Annotated in this window: 17 protein-coding genes; 6 read left to right on the top strand and 11 right to left on the bottom strand. The window is 75.6% G+C overall.

Annotation, left to right across the window (positions count from 1 at the left end):
• Positions 1-2: 2 nt before the first annotated feature.
• The 6 genes from ANAEK_RS00790 to hprK form a co-directional block, all read right to left on the bottom strand.
• Entirely contained in the window at positions 3-770 is a 768-nt protein-coding gene (locus ANAEK_RS00790; protein ID WP_012524237.1) for a PTS system mannose/fructose/sorbose family transporter subunit IID, read from the bottom strand.
• Entirely contained in the window at positions 767-1,462 is a 696-nt protein-coding gene (locus ANAEK_RS00785) for a PTS sugar transporter subunit IIC (protein WP_012524236.1), read from the bottom strand. The genes ANAEK_RS00790 and ANAEK_RS00785 overlap by 4 nt, the downstream gene beginning before the upstream one ends.
• 16 nt (positions 1,463-1,478) lie before the next feature.
• Complete coding sequence (locus ANAEK_RS00780) at positions 1,479-1,973, bottom strand: PTS sugar transporter subunit IIB (RefSeq protein ID WP_012524235.1); 495 nt, start codon at positions 1,971-1,973, stop codon at positions 1,479-1,481.
• Between the two features lie 43 nt (positions 1,974-2,016).
• Positions 2,017-2,433: a PTS sugar transporter subunit IIA gene (locus tag ANAEK_RS00775; RefSeq protein WP_012524234.1), complete on the bottom strand. Its 417-nt coding sequence runs from the start codon at positions 2,431-2,433 to the stop codon at positions 2,017-2,019.
• Positions 2,434-2,545: 112 nt separating this feature from the next.
• Positions 2,546-3,430 (bottom strand): RNase adapter RapZ, encoded by an 885-nt coding sequence (gene rapZ / locus ANAEK_RS00770; RefSeq protein ID WP_012524233.1) that lies wholly within the window; start codon positions 3,428-3,430, stop codon positions 2,546-2,548.
• Positions 3,427-4,392 carry an HPr(Ser) kinase/phosphatase gene (gene hprK, locus ANAEK_RS00765; RefSeq protein ID WP_012524232.1) on the bottom strand — a complete coding sequence of 322 codons (966 nt, stop codon included), beginning with the start codon at positions 4,390-4,392 and terminating at the stop codon, positions 3,427-3,429. Before hprK ends, rapZ begins: the two co-directional genes overlap by 4 nt.
• A 298-nt stretch (positions 4,393-4,690) precedes the next feature.
• Between hprK and ANAEK_RS00760 the strand changes: the two genes are divergently transcribed.
• Both ANAEK_RS00760 and ANAEK_RS00755 read left to right on the top strand, forming a co-directional pair.
• Entirely contained in the window at positions 4,691-5,656 is a 966-nt protein-coding gene (locus ANAEK_RS00760) for a DHH family phosphoesterase (RefSeq protein ID WP_012524231.1), read from the top strand.
• Positions 5,653-6,033 carry a response regulator gene (locus ANAEK_RS00755; RefSeq protein ID WP_012524230.1) on the top strand — a complete coding sequence of 127 codons (381 nt, stop codon included), beginning with the start codon at positions 5,653-5,655 and terminating at the stop codon, positions 6,031-6,033. The genes ANAEK_RS00760 and ANAEK_RS00755 overlap by 4 nt, the downstream gene beginning before the upstream one ends.
• A 186-nt stretch (positions 6,034-6,219) precedes the next feature.
• Here the strand turns inward: ANAEK_RS00755 and ANAEK_RS00750 are convergent, their stop codons facing one another.
• Genes ANAEK_RS00750 through ANAEK_RS00740 form a run of 3 tightly spaced genes read right to left on the bottom strand, consistent with a single transcriptional unit; the run spans position 6,220 to position 9,075 of the window.
• Positions 6,220-6,975, bottom strand: a complete 756-nt coding sequence (locus ANAEK_RS00750) for a metallophosphoesterase (protein WP_083779823.1) — start codon at positions 6,973-6,975, stop codon at positions 6,220-6,222.
• Positions 6,908-7,771 carry a nucleotidyltransferase gene (locus ANAEK_RS00745; protein ID WP_041454002.1) on the bottom strand — a complete coding sequence of 288 codons (864 nt, stop codon included), beginning with the start codon at positions 7,769-7,771 and terminating at the stop codon, positions 6,908-6,910. The genes ANAEK_RS00750 and ANAEK_RS00745 overlap by 68 nt, the downstream gene beginning before the upstream one ends.
• 47 nt (positions 7,772-7,818) lie before the next feature.
• Entirely contained in the window at positions 7,819-9,075 is a 1,257-nt protein-coding gene (locus tag ANAEK_RS00740; protein WP_012524227.1) for a DNA polymerase IV, read from the bottom strand.
• 91 nt (positions 9,076-9,166) lie between these two features.
• On the opposite strand from ANAEK_RS00740, the gene ANAEK_RS00735 reads away from it, so the two are divergent.
• The 4 genes from ANAEK_RS00735 to ANAEK_RS00720 all read left to right on the top strand — a co-directional run bounded on the left by ANAEK_RS00735 (position 9,167) and on the right by ANAEK_RS00720 (position 13,428).
• Positions 9,167-9,778 (top strand): TetR/AcrR family transcriptional regulator, encoded by a 612-nt coding sequence (locus ANAEK_RS00735; RefSeq protein WP_232288331.1) that lies wholly within the window; start codon positions 9,167-9,169, stop codon positions 9,776-9,778.
• A gap of 93 nt (positions 9,779-9,871) precedes the next feature.
• Complete coding sequence (thiO, locus tag ANAEK_RS00730) at positions 9,872-11,002, top strand: glycine oxidase ThiO (RefSeq protein ID WP_012524225.1); 1,131 nt, start codon at positions 9,872-9,874, stop codon at positions 11,000-11,002.
• A gap of 57 nt (positions 11,003-11,059) precedes the next feature.
• Positions 11,060-11,980, top strand: a complete 921-nt coding sequence (locus tag ANAEK_RS00725; RefSeq protein ID WP_012524224.1) for an SIR2 family protein — start codon at positions 11,060-11,062, stop codon at positions 11,978-11,980.
• 206 nt (positions 11,981-12,186) lie between these two features.
• Positions 12,187-13,428, top strand: a complete 1,242-nt coding sequence (locus tag ANAEK_RS00720) for a metallopeptidase family protein (protein ID WP_012524223.1) — start codon at positions 12,187-12,189, stop codon at positions 13,426-13,428.
• An 18-nt stretch (positions 13,429-13,446) separates the two neighbouring features.
• Here ANAEK_RS00720 and ANAEK_RS00715 read toward each other — a convergent pair whose 3' ends face one another.
• Complete coding sequence (locus tag ANAEK_RS00715; RefSeq protein WP_012524222.1) at positions 13,447-13,782, bottom strand: hypothetical protein; 336 nt, start codon at positions 13,780-13,782, stop codon at positions 13,447-13,449.
• Between the two features lie 46 nt (positions 13,783-13,828).
• Positions 13,829-15,256 (bottom strand): glycogen synthase GlgA, encoded by a 1,428-nt coding sequence (gene glgA, locus ANAEK_RS00710; RefSeq protein ID WP_012524221.1) that lies wholly within the window; start codon positions 15,254-15,256, stop codon positions 13,829-13,831.
• Positions 15,257-15,260 lie beyond the last annotated feature (4 nt).

Here is a 15,260-nt window from a genome sequence, read left to right as displayed (position 1 = left end):
CCCTAGCTGCTCCCGTGGAGGTGGCCGAGGAGGAGCGCGGCGCCGACCCCGGCCAGGGTGGCGACGTAGGCGGTGGGGAGCAGGCGGGCTCCGCGGGCCAGCGCGGCGTAGCCGCCGGCCGCGGCCGCCGCCGCGAGCGCCGCGGCCGGCGGTCCGCCCACCGCCGCGCCGCGCATGAGGAACACCGCGCCCGCCACGCCGCACAGCGCCGCGCCGCCGGCGCGGAGCCGGTCGGCCACCACCGGCAGGTTGAGGTGCGCGATGGTCCCGACGAGCGCGTCGCCGCGCAGGTAGCCGGCGCGGAACAGCCCGATGCGCAGGGCGAGGTGGATGGCGTTGTAGACGAGGAGCGCCGCGACCAGGGCGGGGACGCCGAGCAGCAGCGCCCCCACCACCGCCAGCGCGCCGAAGAACGGGCGGAGCGCGGTCCAGAAGAAGCCGTCGCCCAGCGCCGCGAGCGGCCCCTGCAGCGTGGCCTTGTAGGCGAGCGGCGCCTGCCCCGGCTCGGCGCCCGCCGCCACCCGCTCCTCGTGGTGGATGGCGCCGCCCACGATCGCGGCGGCCATGTACGGGTGGCAGTTGAAGAAGCCGAGGTGCCGCCCGAGCGCCTCCTCGCGCCGCGCCGGGTCGGGGTAGAGCGCGCGGAGCGCCGGGTCGATCGCGTAGGCGAAGCCCAGGTTCTGCATGCCGCGCCGGTTCCAGGCCGCCTGCAGGAACAGGCAGCGCCAGAAGACGCGCACCAGCGTGGCCCTCGGGACGCGCGCGCTCACCCGAGCAGCCTCCAGGTGAGCAGCGCCGCGAAGGCGGCGGCGAACGCGGCGAAGAACAGCCGGGGGGCGGCGCGCGAGCGGAGCGCCTTCGCGCCGGCGGCGCAGGCCAGCGCGGCGAACGCGAACCAGCCCACCCGCAGCGGCGCGGCCGCGCCCGGCGCCGCGGCGAGGAAGCGCGGGATGAGCGCCTCGGCCAGCCAGGCGGAGAGCGGCGCGAGCACCGCGGCGATCGCGAACGGCGCGGCGAGGCCGTAGAGGTTCGAGCGCGCGGCCTCGGCCACCCGGTGGCGCGCGAGCGCCGCCTCGGCGTGGCGCGCCAGCCGCTCGTTCCAGCCCTCCACCGCCTTGTCGGCACGCCGCCCCAGGAGCGCGACCGGCGCCGCGAGCAGCACCGCCAGCACCGCGATCTCCGGGGTGACGCCGGACCCGGCCGCCCGGCCGGCCAGCACCGCGCCGCCGGCGATGGCGGCGGCGCCGAGCGCCTCGTGCACCGGCACCGCCGCGCCGAGGTTGACGGCGCCGAGCCAGAGCAGCTCGAGCGGCGCCGCGACCACCAGCCCGCCCGCCGCGTCGCCGAGCACCCAGCCTGCCACCGGGGCCAGCGCGATGGGGCGCGACAGCATGGCCTGCAGGAACCCCTTGCGCTCCACGGCGGCGAGGCCCGCCACGAGCCCTAGGAAGAGAAGACCCAAGCCGGACGAGTGTAACCTAATGGCCCGCGGCGTACCGGCGTTCGATCTCGGCCAAACCCGTGGGGGATTCGGAAGGAATCGCGCGGGCTTCCACCTCGAAGCCTTCCGCGGCAAGCCGGCGCAGGACCGACAGGTCCTCCTCCGACACGAACACCGAGGGCGTGACCAGGCGCCGCCCCGGCCCGAAGTGGAGGTTGCCCAGGTTCACCCGTGGTGCGAGCGCGGCGCCGAGGCCGGCGTCGCGCGCCGCCGCCAGCCCGGGCACGTCGCGCACCAGCAGCAGCACCTTGGCGCCGCCCGCGGCCAGCCCCGCGTAGTCGACCTCCGCCACCCGGCGGATGCGCACCGGCAGCTCCGGCGGGACGCACAGGGTCATGGCCGCCTGCGCGAGCGAGCTGGCGGCCGCCTCGTCGTCCGCGACCATCACCTGGTCGATGCGCAGGCGGGGCACCCAGGTCTCGAGGATCTGGCCGTGCAGCAGGCGGTTGTCGACGCGGACCAGGGGGATCACGTGAGACTCGACGGTCGCTCCCGGCCGGCCATTCAGCGGTCGGCTACGTCCGGCTCCGCGCGCGCGTGCGCAGCAGCTCGGAGGCGAGGGTGATGTTCTTTTGCCCGTACGCGGTCACGAGCTCGGCCACCGAGTGGAGGGAGACGTCCTCGCCCCGCGCGGTCGCGAGCTTCATGATCATGGGGAGGTTCACCCCGGTGACGACCTCCAGCTTGTCCCCGAGGAAGGTGAGCGCCAGGTTCGCGGGCGTCCCGCCGAACATGTCGGTGAGGACCAGCACGCCGCTGCCCTGATCGACCCGCTTCACCGCCTCGGCGATGTGCTGGCGGGCCTCGTCCATCGACGCGCCGGCCACGATGCTCACCGCCTCGCAGCGCTCCAGGCGCCCGACGATCCCCTCGGCGGTGAGCAGGAGCTCCTCCGCGAGCCGTCCGTGCGTGGCGACCACCAGTCCGACCATGTCCTCAGCGTCCTCGCGGCGGATGAGCGGCCGGCCGCGTCCGGCCCCCCCGGCGCGCGCGTACCATATACGCCGCGGGGCCCGGCGGCCAGCGCCGAACGCCCGGGCGCGGCTACTCCTTCTCGACGTCGCGGTGCCAGAGCCGGACCGGCTGGCCGGAGCCCTCGAGCCGCTCGGCGAGCGCGGCGGCGAGCGCCACCGAGCGGTGCTTGCCGCCGGTGCAGCCGATGGCGATCGTGAGGTAGCTCTTCCCCTCGTTCCGGTAGCGCGGCAGCAGGAAGCCGAGCAGGTCCGTGAGCCGCTCCAGGAACGCCTTCGCGTCCGCCTGGCCCAGCACGAACTCCGCCACGCGCGGATCGGTCCCGGGGTGCGGCTTCAGCTCCGGCACGAAGAACGGGTTCGGCAGGAAGCGCACGTCGAGCACCAGGTCGGCGTGCGTCGGGATGCCGAACCGGAACCCGAAGGACACGAGCGTCACGCCCAGCTTCGCGCCCTCGCCGGCCACGAAGCGGCGGGTGACGAGCCGCTTCAGCTCGTGGACGTTGAGCGTGGTGGTGTCGATCACCTCGTCGGCGATGCCGCGCACGTCCGCGAGCGCCAGCCGCTCGGCCGCGATGCCGTCGGGCACGGTGCCGCCCTCCCCGGCCAGCGGGTGGCGGCGGCGCGTCTCGGAGTAGCGCCGGACCAGCGCCTCGTCGGAGGCGTCGAGGAACAGCACCTCCACGTCGGCGCCCTTCTGGCGGAGCTCGCGGATGATCCGCGGCGCCTCCACCAGGAAGCGCCCCTCGCGCGCGTCCACCACGAGCGCCATGCGCGAGACCTCGCCGGCGGTGTGGCCGGAGAGCTCGAGCAGCTTCTCGAGGAAGACGATGGGGAGGTTGTCGACGCAGTAGAAGCCGGCGTCCTCCAGCGCGCGCAGCGCGGTGGACTTCCCCGAGCCGGACACGCCGGTGAGGATCACCACCTGCGGCCCGGCGTGGCTCACCGTGGCGGTCATTCGACGTCGATCTCCCCGACGCGCCCGCCCGGCGCGAGCGCGATGGCGCGGTTCAGTCGCTCCTGGAACTCGCGGGCGGAGTGGTGCCCCTGGAGCTTGAGGAGGTGGTTGCGCGCGGCCACCTCCACGATGGTGGTCATGTTGCGGCCCGGCCGGACCGGGACGACCAGCATCGGGATCTCCACGTCGAGGATGCGGAACTTGCGCTCCTCGACGCCGAGCCGGTCGTACTCCACGTTCGGATCCCACTCGACCAGCTCGAGCACGATCTCGATCTTCTTCCGCTCGCGGATGGCGGCGACGCCGAACAGGTCCTTGATGTTGATGATGCCGAGGCCCCGGATCTCCATGTGGTGCTTGATGATCTCGGAGCCGGCGCCGAACACCGACTCCGGCGTCTTGCGCTTCACGTCCACGATGTCGTCGGCCACCAGGCGGTGGCCGCGCATGATGAGGTCGAGCGCGATCTCGCTCTTGCCGATGCCGGACTTGCCGAGCAGCAGGATCCCGACGCCGAACACGTCGAGCAGCACGCCGTGCATGGAGGTCTGCGCGGTGAGCACGTCCTCCAGGCAGTTCTGCACCGACTCGATGAAGTTGGAGGAGAGGTGGCTGGTGCGGAGCAGCGGCACCCCCGCCTCGTCCGCCGCGGCCATCATCTCGGGCGGCGGCTGCAGCCCCTTCGTCACCACCAGGCAGGAGACGTCCTGGCCGAAGAAGCTGCGCAGCACCTCGACCGAGCGCTCGCGCGGCAGGGTGGCGAGGTAGCTCATCTCGGTGTTCCCGAACACCTGCACGCGCTCCTTGTGCAGGTACTCGGTGAAGCCGGCGAGCACCAGCCCGGGCTTCTGGATGCGCGAGGAGCTGATCCGGCGCGACAGGCCCTGCTTGCCCGCGACGAGCGTGAGCCGCAGATCGAACTTGGTGTCGTCGAGGAGCGCCCCGACGCGGATCGCATCCATGGGGTGCCGAGTCTAACCCGGCGAAACCCGGGCCCGCCACCTTCGGCGCGCGCGGGCGGGGCCGGGGCCGGGCGCGCCCGCGGCGGCGGGGTCGAGGGCTCGCGCGCCCCGCGGCGGCCCCCGGGGCCCCGCCCCGCACGCTCCGAGCGTGTTCACCCACAGAGAACGCGCGCGCACGCGCGGCCCGCACCGGAGGCACGCGCCGACGCGGCTTCCCCCTCTGGGTACAGATCGCCGGCCGGGCCTGCAACACGCGTTGACGCTATGCTCCCGACGTCACTAGATTGCCCGGCCCGCCATGCAGCTCGAGCTCCTCTACCACGGCAACTGCTTCGACGGCTGCGCCTCGGCCGCCCTCTTCGGACGCTGGTTCCAGGAGCGCGAGGGGGCGCGCCTCGCCGGCGTCCGCTACCGCCCCGTGCAGCACCAGCAGGGCGACGCGTTCCCCGCCGACGCGTTCGGCGCCGACGTGAACGCGTGCGTCGACTTCCGCTACTCGCCCCGCCTCGACTGGTGGTTCGACCACCACGCCAGCGCGTTCCCGACGCCCGCCGACCGCGCGTCGTTCGAGCGGGACGCGACCGGCCAGAAGTTCTGGGACCCGGCCGCGCCGAGCTGCACCGGCTTCATCGCGCGCACGCTGGCGAACCGGTTCGGCTGGCGCGCCGCCGAGCTGGACGAGCTGGTGCGCTGGGCCGACGTCATCGACGCGGCCCGCTTCGAGTCGGCCGCGGTGGCGGTGCGGCTCGAGGCGCCCGCGCTCCGCATCATGACGCTGCTCGAGGCCACCAAGGACCCGGCGCTCCCGACCCGGCTCATCGGCGCCATGCAGCGGCTGCCGCTCGCCGAGATCGCGGCGCAGGACTGGGTGACCGGACCGCTCGCGCCCATCCTGGAGCGGCACCGCGGCGCCATCGACGTGGTGCGGCGCCAGGCCAGGGTGCGGGACGGGGTGGTGGAGATCGACCTCGGCGACACCGGCCTCGAGGCCGCGAACAAGTTCATCGCCTACGACCTGTTCCCGGAGGCGCGCTACACGGTGGTCGTGTCGAAGGATCCGAAGCGAACCAAGGTGTCGGTGGGCTCGAACCCCTGGGCCCGCGAGCAGCGCACGCACGACATCTCCAAGCTCTGCGAGCGGTACGGCGGCGGCGGGCACCCGGTGGTCGGTGCGGTGTCGCTCGCGCCGGACCGGCTGGCGGACGCGCGCCGGATCGCCGCGGAGATCGCCTCCGCGCTCCGGGGGGAGCCGAACGCACCATGACCCCGGGCCAGTACATCCTGGTGGTGGACGACGACGACGACTTCCGCGAGGCGCTCTCCGAGGTGCTCGTGGACGCCGGCTACCCGGTCCAGCAGGCCGAGAACGGCGAGGTCGCGCTCGCCAAGGTGGACGAGGAGGCGCCGGGCATCGTCCTGCTCGACCTCAAGATGCCGGTGCTCGACGGCTGGGGCGTGATGGAGCGGATGCGCGGCGACGCGAAGAGCGCCGCGATCCCGATCCTCATCCTGTCCGCGTACGGCTTCGAGTGGGAGGCCGAGCTGCTCGGCGCCCAGGGCTACATCCCGAAGTCGGTGGGGATGGACGAGATCCTGGAGCGCGTCCGCAAGGCCGCCGGCCCGCCGCCCATGAGGCACTGATCGTCACGAGGGCGGCGCCCTCGCCCCGCCGGCGGAGCCGTCGGGGCCCCACTCCTGCTGCGCGAGGCCCGTGACCGCTCGCGCCCGCGTTCGCGGGCGCGCGAGCGGTCCCCGCGGGAGGGGGTGCACCCCTCCCCAGCCTGCGGCTGGGGCCCCTCCCTGCCATCCGCGCGCTGGGCGGCTTCGCTACAACTCGAACACCCTGAAGCGCCGGTCGTCCATGAGCTTGCGCAGCAGCGGCATGGCGACGTTGTAGACCGGCACGCCCTTCGGCGTGCGCGCCTCCAGCGTCCCGTGGTGCGAGTGGCCGTGGAAGACGGCCCGCGCCCCGAACGCGTCGCACGGCCCGAGCAGGCGGCTCGATCCCAGGAACGGCCGGAGCTGCAGGTCCTCGCCCTCGGTGGTCTCGACCAGCGGCGCGTAGTGCATCAGCACCACCTTCTTCTGGATCTCGAGCTGCGCGAGCGCGGCCTCGAGCTTCAGGGCCTCGTTCACCGACTCCTGCACGAACGCCTTGATGGCCGGCTCGCCGAACGCCTGCAGCATCCCGCGCTCGAAGCCGCCCGCGAACCCCTTCACGCCGGCGATGCCGAGGCGGCGGTCGAACACGGCGTGGTCCCCGTCGAGCAGGGTGACCTTGGCCTCGGTCAGCACCCGGCAGATCTCGCGCACCACGCCGCCCTCGTAGTCGTGGTTCCCGAGCACCGCGGCGCAGGGGACGCGGAGCTGCGAGAGCACCTCCGCGAGCGTCTTCGCCTCGTCGAGCGTGCCGTGGTCGGTGAGGTCGCCGGCGAGGACCAGCCCCTCGGCCTCGCCGTTCACCATCCGCACCAGCTCGCGGAACCGGCCGTGCTGGTCGGAGCGGCAGTGCAGGTCAGCCGCCGCCGCCAGGCGAAACGTCCGCTCCGCCTGCTGCTGCGCCGGTGCCTGCTGCTCCGCCATGTCCCGCCCTCCCCGCCGGTCCCCGCTCCGCCTCGTCCCAGCGGCGCCCGTCGTGGAGCCCGAGCCGCTCCACGTCGTGCTGGTACTGCACGCGAGACATGAGGCTCCCCCGGCACATCGCCACCGGGTGGTCGCCGGAGCGCAGGTTCTCGAGCGTGCGGCCCACCAGCTCCTCGGTCACCCAGTCCGGCACGGTGGAGCGCGCCCCCGGGTACGCGAACTGGAACAGCAGCAGGTGCGAGAACAGCACCTCCCAGTACCGGTCGAACCGCTGGAGCAGCCGGTCCCAGTCCATGCCGGGGCCGCAGACGTGCAGCAGGTGGTTCACGTCGGCGCCGTCGTAGCGCTCGCGCTCGAGCACGAAGCTCTTCGACCAGATGATCTCCTCGGGCGGCGCGAGCAGCACCTCCACGTCCATCACCCGCCCCGGCCGCGCGTGGGTGAACCAGAGGTCGTCCACCACCGCCACGCCGTTGCCCGACGAGAAGATGAGGTCCACGAACCACTCGCCCTGCCAGGCCTTGCCGATCCAGCCCGGGTCGGTGAGCTCGGTGCGGAAGCCCGCCTCCTCCAGCACGCGGAAGGCGGCCTCGAGGTCCTTCTCCCGCAGGAACAGGTCGAGGTCCTTCGTGTCCCGGAAGATGCCGGTGTACTCGAAGAACGCGTACGCCCCGGCCACCAGGAAGGGGACGCCCGAGCCGGCGAGCGCCCGCAGCGCGGTCGCCCGCGCGTCGAGCTCCCCCTGGCTCCGCTCCCGGATGGCGAGGTCCTCGCCCGGACGTATGGCTGCGGCCATGCCGTCAACCTGCGGCGCCGCGCGCCACGGGGCAAACCGCGGCTCCCTCACCCGTCGGGCTCCTCGCCGCCGTCCCCGGGATCCCCGTGGCGGCGCCGGGGCGGCCGGCCGGCCAGGTCGGCCCGTGTCACCGCGCCCTCCCCGAAGCGGCCCGCCAGCGCGTCGAGCGCCGCGTTGAGCGCCTTGCGCCGCGACGCCTCGGGCGGCGGGGGAGCGGGCGCCCCACCGAACAGCCCGAGCTGCCCGCGCTCCTCGTCGCCCGCGAAGCCGGAGACCGAGATGCCGGTGAGGCGCACCGGCCGGCGCAGGTCCACGCGCTCGAGCTGCGCGCGCGCCGCCTCGAAGATGGCGCGGTCGTCGTCGGTGGCCCGCTCGAGCGTCACCCGGCGCGTCACCAGCGTGAAGTCGGCGTACTTCACCTTGAGCGTCACCACGTGGCCGGCGAGCCCGGCCGCGCGGAGCCGCCGCCCCACCGTGCCCGCCTGCGCGAGCAGCTCGCGCTCGAGCGCCGGGCGGCCGAGCAGGTCGTGGTCGAAGGTGTCCTCGGCCCCGACCGACTTCGCCTCCTCGTCCGGCACCACCTCGCGCGCGTCCTCGCCGCGCGCCAGCGCACGCAGCCCGCGCGCGTGGGTGGGCCCGAGCGCCGCGGCGAGCGCCGACTCCGGCATGCGGGCGAGGTCGCCGATGGTGGCGACGCCGATGCGGCGCAGCGTGGCCTCGGTCACCTCGCCGACGCCCCACAGCCGCCCCACCGGCAAGGGCGCCAGGAACGCCGCCACCCCGCCCGCCGGCACCACCACCAGCCCGTCCGGCTTGCCGAGGTCCGTGGCGATCTTGGCCGCCATCTTCACCTCGGCCACGCCGGCCGACACCGCCAGGCCGCACTCGCCCCGGACCGCCGCCTTGATGGCCCGCGCGATGTCCGGCCCGGTGCCGTGCAGCGCCCGGCTGGCGCTGACGTCGAGGAACGCCTCGTCGAGCGAGAGCGGCTCCACGAGCGGCGTGTAGCGCCGGTAGACGTCGAACACGCGCCGCGACAGCTCCGAGTAGCGGCCGAAGCGGGGCGGGAGGAACACGCCGTCCGGGCAGAGCCGGCGGGCCCGGGCCGTGGGCAGCGCCGAGCGGACGCCGAACTTCCGGGCCTCGTAGCTCGCGGCGCACACCACCCCTCGGTTGCCGGTCCCCCCCACGATCACCGGCCGGCCGCGCAGCTCGGGGTGGTCGAGCTGCTCCACCGACGCGTAGAACGCGTCGAGGTCGAGGTGGAGGATGGTGCGGGGCCCCGGATCCATCGCCCTGTACATAGGACAACCCCCTGCCGTGCCCAACGGGGACGCCGCGCCACTTGATCCTGATCAAGTGGCCCGGTAAGTAGCGGCTTGCATGGACGGATCGGTGGCTACCCGCCGTATCGGTCCTCCGCGGGCCGGGATCGCGGAGCGGATCTGGGACGCGGCCAGGGCCGAGTTCTCGAAGCGGGGGTACCACGGTGCCCGCGTGCAGGGGATCGCACGCGGTGCGTCCTGCAACGTGGCGCTCATCTATCGCCACTGGGCCTCCAAGCGGGCCCTCTACCTCGACATCCTGCGGGCGGTGTGGCTCTCGGCGGCGAACGAGCTGTCGCGCTTCGTCGAGAACGGCTCGGGCGGTCCGGAGGCGGTCATCGCCGCCTACCTCGACGCCATGATGCACGACGCGATGGGCGCGCAGATCCTGGTGCGCGAGTACCTGGACGGCGCCCCGTACCTGTCCCAGCTCACCACCGCCGAGCCGGCGCTCCTCGATCCGCTCCGGCGGGCGGCGGCGGTGATCGCGGAAGGCACCGACGGCGGCGTCGATCCGGTGCTCGCCGTCGTGACCGTGGGCGGCCTCGCCGCGCTGGTGGCGTCCTCGCGGGAGGCGATGCTGCCGATGGTCGGCCAGCAGCTCGCGCCCGAGGCCTGGCGCGCGCACGTGCTGCACGTGCTCGCGAACGGGCTCGCCCCGCGCGCCGGCCCGCGCGGCTGAGCGTCCGCCGCCCGTCCGCGCGCCCGGCATGCCGTCCCGGCGGGGGCACGCGAGCCTTTCCGGCGCGCCGGGGCGGGCGTAGGCTCGCGCACCATGAAGACGGACGTGGTGGTGGTGGGCGCCGGGCTGCAAGGCGCCTCGGTGGCGCTGCGCCTCGCGCAGGCCGGCAAGCAGGTGGTGGTGCTGGAGCGGGCGGTGCCGGGCGCCGAGGCGTCCTACGCGGCCGGCGGCATCCTCTCGCCCGGCGTGGAGGCGCTCGAGCCGGGCCCGTTCTACGCGCTCTGCGCCGCGTCGCTGGCGCGCTACCCGGGGTTCGCGCGCGAGGTCGAGGCTGCGAGCGGCATGTGGGTCGGCCTCCGCGGCGGCGGGACGCTCGAGATCGCGGTGGACGATCCGGAGGCCCGGCTCCTCGCCGGGCGCGCCGAGAAGCTCCACAAGGCCGGGCTGCCGGTGGAGGTGCTGGACGACGCCGAGGTGCGCCGGCTCGAGCCGGGCGTGTCGCCGGAGACGCGCGGCGCGCTGTACTTCGCCGACGAGGCCTCGGTGGACCCGCGGCTGCTGGGGCGGGCCGTGTACGTGGCGGCGGCGCGCGCCGGGGCCCGCTTCGTCACCGGCAAGGTGGAGCGGATCGTCCACGCGGGCGGGCGGGCGGTGGGCGTGGACCACGACGCCGGGCGCATCGAGGCGGACGCGGTGGTGCTCGCCGCCGGGAGCTGGAGCATGCAGGTGGAGGGGAACGGGCTCCCGCCCGGCGCGGTGCGCCCGGTGCGCGGGCAGATCGCGCTCCTCGACACCCGGCCGCCGCTCCTCTCGCGCGTGGTGTTCTCGGCCAACGGCTACGTGGTGCCGCGCGCCGACGGTCGGATCCTGTGCGGCTCCACCATGGAGGAGGTCGGGCACGAGAAGGCGGTGACCGCGGGCGGGCTGCGGCGCGTCCTCGACATCGCGCTCGAGATCGCGCCCGCGCTGGCGGCCGCGCCGGTGGTCGAGACCTGGTCCAACTTCCGCCCCGCCAGCCCGGACGGCTCGCCCATCCTCGGCGCCGGGACCGTGCCCGGCCTGTACTACGCCACCGGCCACACGCGGAACGGCATCCTGCTCGCGCCGGTCACCGCCGACGCGGTGGCCGCGGCCGTGCTCGGGACGCCGCCGCCGGTGGACCTCGCGCCGTTCTCCCCGGCGCGCCTCGGGGCGGGCCGGCCGCAGGCGGCGGGCCGGAAGTAGGCGCGGGCTCCCCCGGCTTGCCCGCGACCGCGCCGGGCCGCAGGTTTTCACCGGCCCATGCGCGGCGCGCCGGACATCCGGGAGGTGCAGGACCACCTCTTCGACCGGCTCGCGCGGGGCCAGCTCCTCCTGCTGGTGGGCGCGGGCGCCTCGCGCTGGGCCGGGCTGCCGTCCTGGCGCGAGGCCGTCGCGGCGCTGGCGCGCGACCTCGTGCCGGTGCTCCGCGAGCGGCTGCCGGACGCGCCGGCGCGCTTCTCGCCGCCGGGGCCGGACGACCCGGTGGCGCTGGAGACGCTGCTCCGCGTCCCCGAGGCGCACCGCGCGCTCTGCGGCGAGGCGCGGCTGGTGGAGCGGCTCGCGGCGCTGTTCGACACCTCGCGCATCGATCCGGCGGCCCTGCCGCTGCACCGGCTGCTGGTCCGGCTCGCCGCGTTCGTGCCCGCGCTCTACACCACCAACTTCGACGACCTGCTGGAGCGGACCTTCGCCTGGGCGGGCCGCGCCTGCCAGGTGGTGGCGGCGGCGGACGACCTGCAGCGCTGGCGGCTCGACCGCGCCGGCGGCCGCTTCGTCTCGCGGTTCCCCGTCTACAAGCTGCACGGCACGCTCGACCGGCCCGCCACGCTGGTGGTGAGCGAGACCGACTTCCAGCGGCGCGCCAGCCTGGCCGCGAACGCGATCGACCTGCGCTTCTGCTCCGACGCGGTCGGCCGCGAGCTGCTGCTCGTCGGCTACGGCTTCAACGACCCGAACCTGCGCTGGATCTGGACCAAGCTGCGCGACCTGGAGGTGCTCCCGGTGGCCTGGTTCCTGGAGCTCGGGACCTCCACCGACCTCGACCTCGCCACCTTCGAGCTCGACCGCATCGCCCGGGTGGACCTGCGGGCCTCGGACCCGGTCCACCCGCCGGAGCTGCTCGCGTTCCTGGGCGCGCTCGCCGACCGGTGCGAGGCGGCGCTGGGCCCGTTCCCGCGATGAGCGCACGCCCCCATCCCCTCCCGTCGCCGCCGCGGCGGCGGGGATCGGCTCGCGCGCCCTGACGCCCCCCGGAGCGGGGAGCGCGGTGCCCGGCAGGCGCCGCCGGGGCGCCGCCTGCGCCCTCCGCCCGCGGCCGGCCGCACGGGCGCTCGGGCTCGGGGGACCCCGGCTGGCGCGCCCCCGAGGGCTGTGGCAAGCTCGCGGCGATGTCTCTGCCGTTCCGCCGTGCGGCGGTCCTCCTGCTCGCTGCGGCCTGCACCCCCTCCACCGCTCCTGCGCCCGCTCCGGCGGCGCCGCAGGCGAACCATGCCGCGCGCGGGACGATCACCCCGGCCCGCTACGTCCCGCCGCCCGCCCGCGGGTCGCGCGCTCGCCCCGAGGCGTGCCTGCCCGGCGAGCCGTTCGCGGCGCCGAGCGCGCTCGCCGAGGAGGCGGTCGCGGCGCTGGACGCGGGCGCCCGGGAGCGCGCGCTCGCCTGCGCCGACGAGGCGCTGCGGCTCGCGCCGCGGATGGTGCCGGCGCTCACCGCGCGCGGCGCCGCCCTCGCCGCGCTCGACCGGCTCGACGAGGCGCGGCTCGCGTTCGCGCGCGCGCTGGCGGTGGATCCGGACGAGCCCGAGGCGCTGCTCGGCGCGGCCGAGCTGCACGTCCGCCGGCTGGGCGCGGCCCGCGACGCGCTGGAGGCCGGCCTCGAGTACGCGGTGCGCGGCGCGCGCAGCGCCACCCGCCCGCCGCGCAAGGACAAGGACCTCGCCGCGCGGCTCGAGCTGGTGGCCGGGATGGCCGAGAACGACCTGGGGCGCAGCCACCTGGCGCTCGCGCACCTCGAGCGCGCGCTGGCGGCCCGCCCCAGGGACCCGGACGCGCTCTACGAGCGCGGCGTGGCGCTGTTCGAGCTGTGCCGCTTCGGCGAGGCGCGCCGCGCCTTCGAGCGCGCGCTGGCGATCGCGCCGGACGACGCGTGGGCCATCCACCAGCTCGGCCTGGTCGCCGAGCGCAGCGGGGACGGCCGGCGCGCCGCGGCGCTCCTGGCGCGGGCGCGCACGCTCGCGCCGGACGACTTCCGGGACGAGCTGGCGGTGGACGCGGGCGCGTTCCGGGCCGAGGTGGAGGCCGCGGTGGCGGCGCTCCCCGCGGCCGAGCGCGAGGCGCTGAAGCTCGCGCCGGTGGAGATCCAGGACCTGCCCGACACCGAGGACCTCACCGCGGTGGAGCCGCCGCTCTCGCCGTCGATCCTCGGGCTGTACCGCGGTCCGCCCGCCGACGAGGCCTGCACCGAGGCGGACGGGCCCCGCTGCCGGAGCATCGTGTTCTACCGCAAGAACCTGCTCCGCTTCGCGCGCGACCGGGCCGAGCTCACCGAGCAGGTGCGCGTGACGCTCCTGCACGAGCTCGGGCACCTGCACGGCGAGTCGGACGACGAGCTGCGCGACCGCGGCCTCGAGTAGGTCGCGGCGCAGGCCGCGTCAGTGCCGCGTCCGCGGCGCGCCGGGCCCGGCCTCCTCGTCGTCGCCGGCCTCGCCGCCTTCGCCCTCCTCCTCCTCCTCGCCCGCGGCGCCGCGGCGGACGTGCACCGCCCCCACCTCCGGCGGCTCGGGCGGCTCGGGCTCGGACATGTTGGCGAGGTCGTCCTCCGAGCCGGGCAGGTCGCCCCCGGAGTCGGCGCCGAGCGCGGTGGGGGCCGCACCGCCCACGTTGCTCGCGGGCACGAGCTTCTCGTCCTCTTCCTCCAGCAGCTCGCGCGGCAGCCGGTCGGTCGGGCGGGCGGTCGGCTCGGGGTCGTCGTGGGGTGCGGTGGCCATGACCGCACCCTGCGCACCGCGCGGGTCGCGGGGAAGGGGCGGCCGGTCAGGGCGCGAGCGTCCGGTAGAGCGCCTCGTACCTCGCCGCGCTGCGCTCCCAGCTGTTGTCCTCGGCCATGCCGCGCTCCACCAGCCCGCGCCAGGCGCGCCGGTCGCGGAACACGTCCAGCGCGCGGCGCGTGGCGGTGAGGAGCGCCTGCGGCGTGTACTCGGAGAAGCGGAAGCCGGTGCCGCGGGCGACGCCGTCGAAGTCCTCGACCGTGTCGGCGAGGCCGCCCACCGCCCGCACCACCGGGACGGTGCCGTAGCGCAGCGAGTACATCTGGTTCAGGCCGCACGGCTCGAACCGCGAGGGCATGAGGAACAGGTCGGCGCCCGCCTCGATCCGGTGCGCCAGCCCCTCGTCGAACCCGATGCGCGCGGCCACGCGGTCGGGGTGCTCGCGCGCGGCCCGCGCGAACGTCTCCTGGTAGGCCGGGTCGCCGCTCCCCAGCAGCACCACCTGCACGTCGCGGGCGAGCAGCGCCGGCAGGGCCGCCGCCACGAGGTCGATCCCCTTCTGCTCGGCGAGCCGCGTCACCAGCCCCGCCACCGGCACCTCGGGCCGCACCGGCAGGCCCACCTCGCGCTGGAGCGCGGCCTTGCACGCCGCCTTGCCGGCGAGGTCGCCGGCGGTGAAGTGCGCGGGCAGGTGCGGATCGCGGGCCGGGTCCCAGGCGTGCACGTCGATGCCGTTCAGGATGCCGTGCAGGTCCCGCGCGCGGTGCCGGAGGAGCGCGTCGAGGCTGGCCCCGCCCTCCGGCGTGAGGATCTCGCGCGCGTAGGTGGGCGAGACGGTGGTGAGCGCGTCGGCGAACGCCAGCCCGGCCTTCATGAACGAGAGCTGGTCGAAGAACTCCATCGCCTCCCAGCGGAACACCTCCCACGGGAGGCCCAGCGCGGGCAGCACCTGCTTCGGGAACAGCCCCTGGTAGGCGAGGTTGTGGATGGTGAACACCGTCCGGGCGCCGGCGAGCGCCGGGTCGCGCGCGTGCTCGTGGCGCAGCAGCCAGGGCCCGAGGCCGCACTGCCAGTCGTTGAGGTGCAGGATGCGGGGGCGGAGGCCGAGCGCGCCGGGCAGGGCCAGCGCGGCCCGGGTCAGGAACGCGAAGCGCTCGGCGTTGTCGCCGTGGTCGCGCCCGCCCTCGCCGTACAGGCCGCGGCGGTTGCCGAACAGGTGCGGGTGCTCCACGAAGTAGACCGGCGCCGGCCCCCGCTTCACCCAGAGCGACACCGGCTCGCCCCGCACCTGGAGCGCCGTCCGCACCGGCTGGAGCCCGGCCGCGCGCGGGTCGATCGACCCGTGGCGCGGCGTCACCACCGCCACCTCGTTGCCCCGCTCGGCGAGCGCCTGCGGCAACGCGCCGGCCACGTCCCCGAGCCCGCCCGTCTTCGACCAGGGGCCGACCTCCGAGGCGACGAACAGGATCTGCATCGAC

The organism is Anaeromyxobacter sp. K (assembly GCF_000020805.1).
In the GTDB taxonomy this organism is placed as follows: domain Bacteria; phylum Myxococcota; class Myxococcia; order Myxococcales; family Anaeromyxobacteraceae; genus Anaeromyxobacter; species Anaeromyxobacter dehalogenans.
The sequence above is the reverse complement of the archived record's forward strand: the minus strand, read 5'-3'. Positions and strand labels throughout refer to the sequence as shown.

Bases quoted from the DNA above. Each gene is read 5' to 3' on its own strand.
- ANAEK_RS00750 (WP_083779823.1), bottom strand. From the start codon at position 6,975: ATGGCGGAGCAGCAGGCACCGGCGCAGCAGCAGGCGGAGCGGACGTTT.
- ANAEK_RS00755 (WP_012524230.1), top strand. From the start codon at position 5,653: ATGACCCCGGGCCAGTACATCCTGGTGGTGGACGACGACGACGACTTC.
- ANAEK_RS00725 (WP_012524224.1), top strand. From the start codon at position 11,060: ATGCGCGGCGCGCCGGACATCCGGGAGGTGCAGGACCACCTCTTCGAC.
- ANAEK_RS00745 (WP_041454002.1), bottom strand. From the start codon at position 7,771: ATGGCCGCAGCCATACGTCCGGGCGAGGACCTCGCCATCCGGGAGCGG.
- ANAEK_RS00720 (WP_012524223.1), top strand. From the start codon at position 12,187: ATGTCTCTGCCGTTCCGCCGTGCGGCGGTCCTCCTGCTCGCTGCGGCC.
- hprK (WP_012524232.1), bottom strand. From the start codon at position 4,392: ATGGATGCGATCCGCGTCGGGGCGCTCCTCGACGACACCAAGTTCGAT.
- thiO (WP_012524225.1), top strand. From the start codon at position 9,872: ATGAAGACGGACGTGGTGGTGGTGGGCGCCGGGCTGCAAGGCGCCTCG.
- glgA (WP_012524221.1), bottom strand. From the start codon at position 15,256: ATGCAGATCCTGTTCGTCGCCTCGGAGGTCGGCCCCTGGTCGAAGACG.
- ANAEK_RS00715 (WP_012524222.1), bottom strand. From the start codon at position 13,782: ATGGCCACCGCACCCCACGACGACCCCGAGCCGACCGCCCGCCCGACC.
- rapZ (WP_012524233.1), bottom strand. From the start codon at position 3,430: ATGACCGCCACGGTGAGCCACGCCGGGCCGCAGGTGGTGATCCTCACC.
- ANAEK_RS00760 (WP_012524231.1), top strand. From the start codon at position 4,691: ATGCAGCTCGAGCTCCTCTACCACGGCAACTGCTTCGACGGCTGCGCC.
- ANAEK_RS00775 (WP_012524234.1), bottom strand. From the start codon at position 2,433: ATGGTCGGACTGGTGGTCGCCACGCACGGACGGCTCGCGGAGGAGCTC.
- ANAEK_RS00740 (WP_012524227.1), bottom strand. From the start codon at position 9,075: ATGTACAGGGCGATGGATCCGGGGCCCCGCACCATCCTCCACCTCGAC.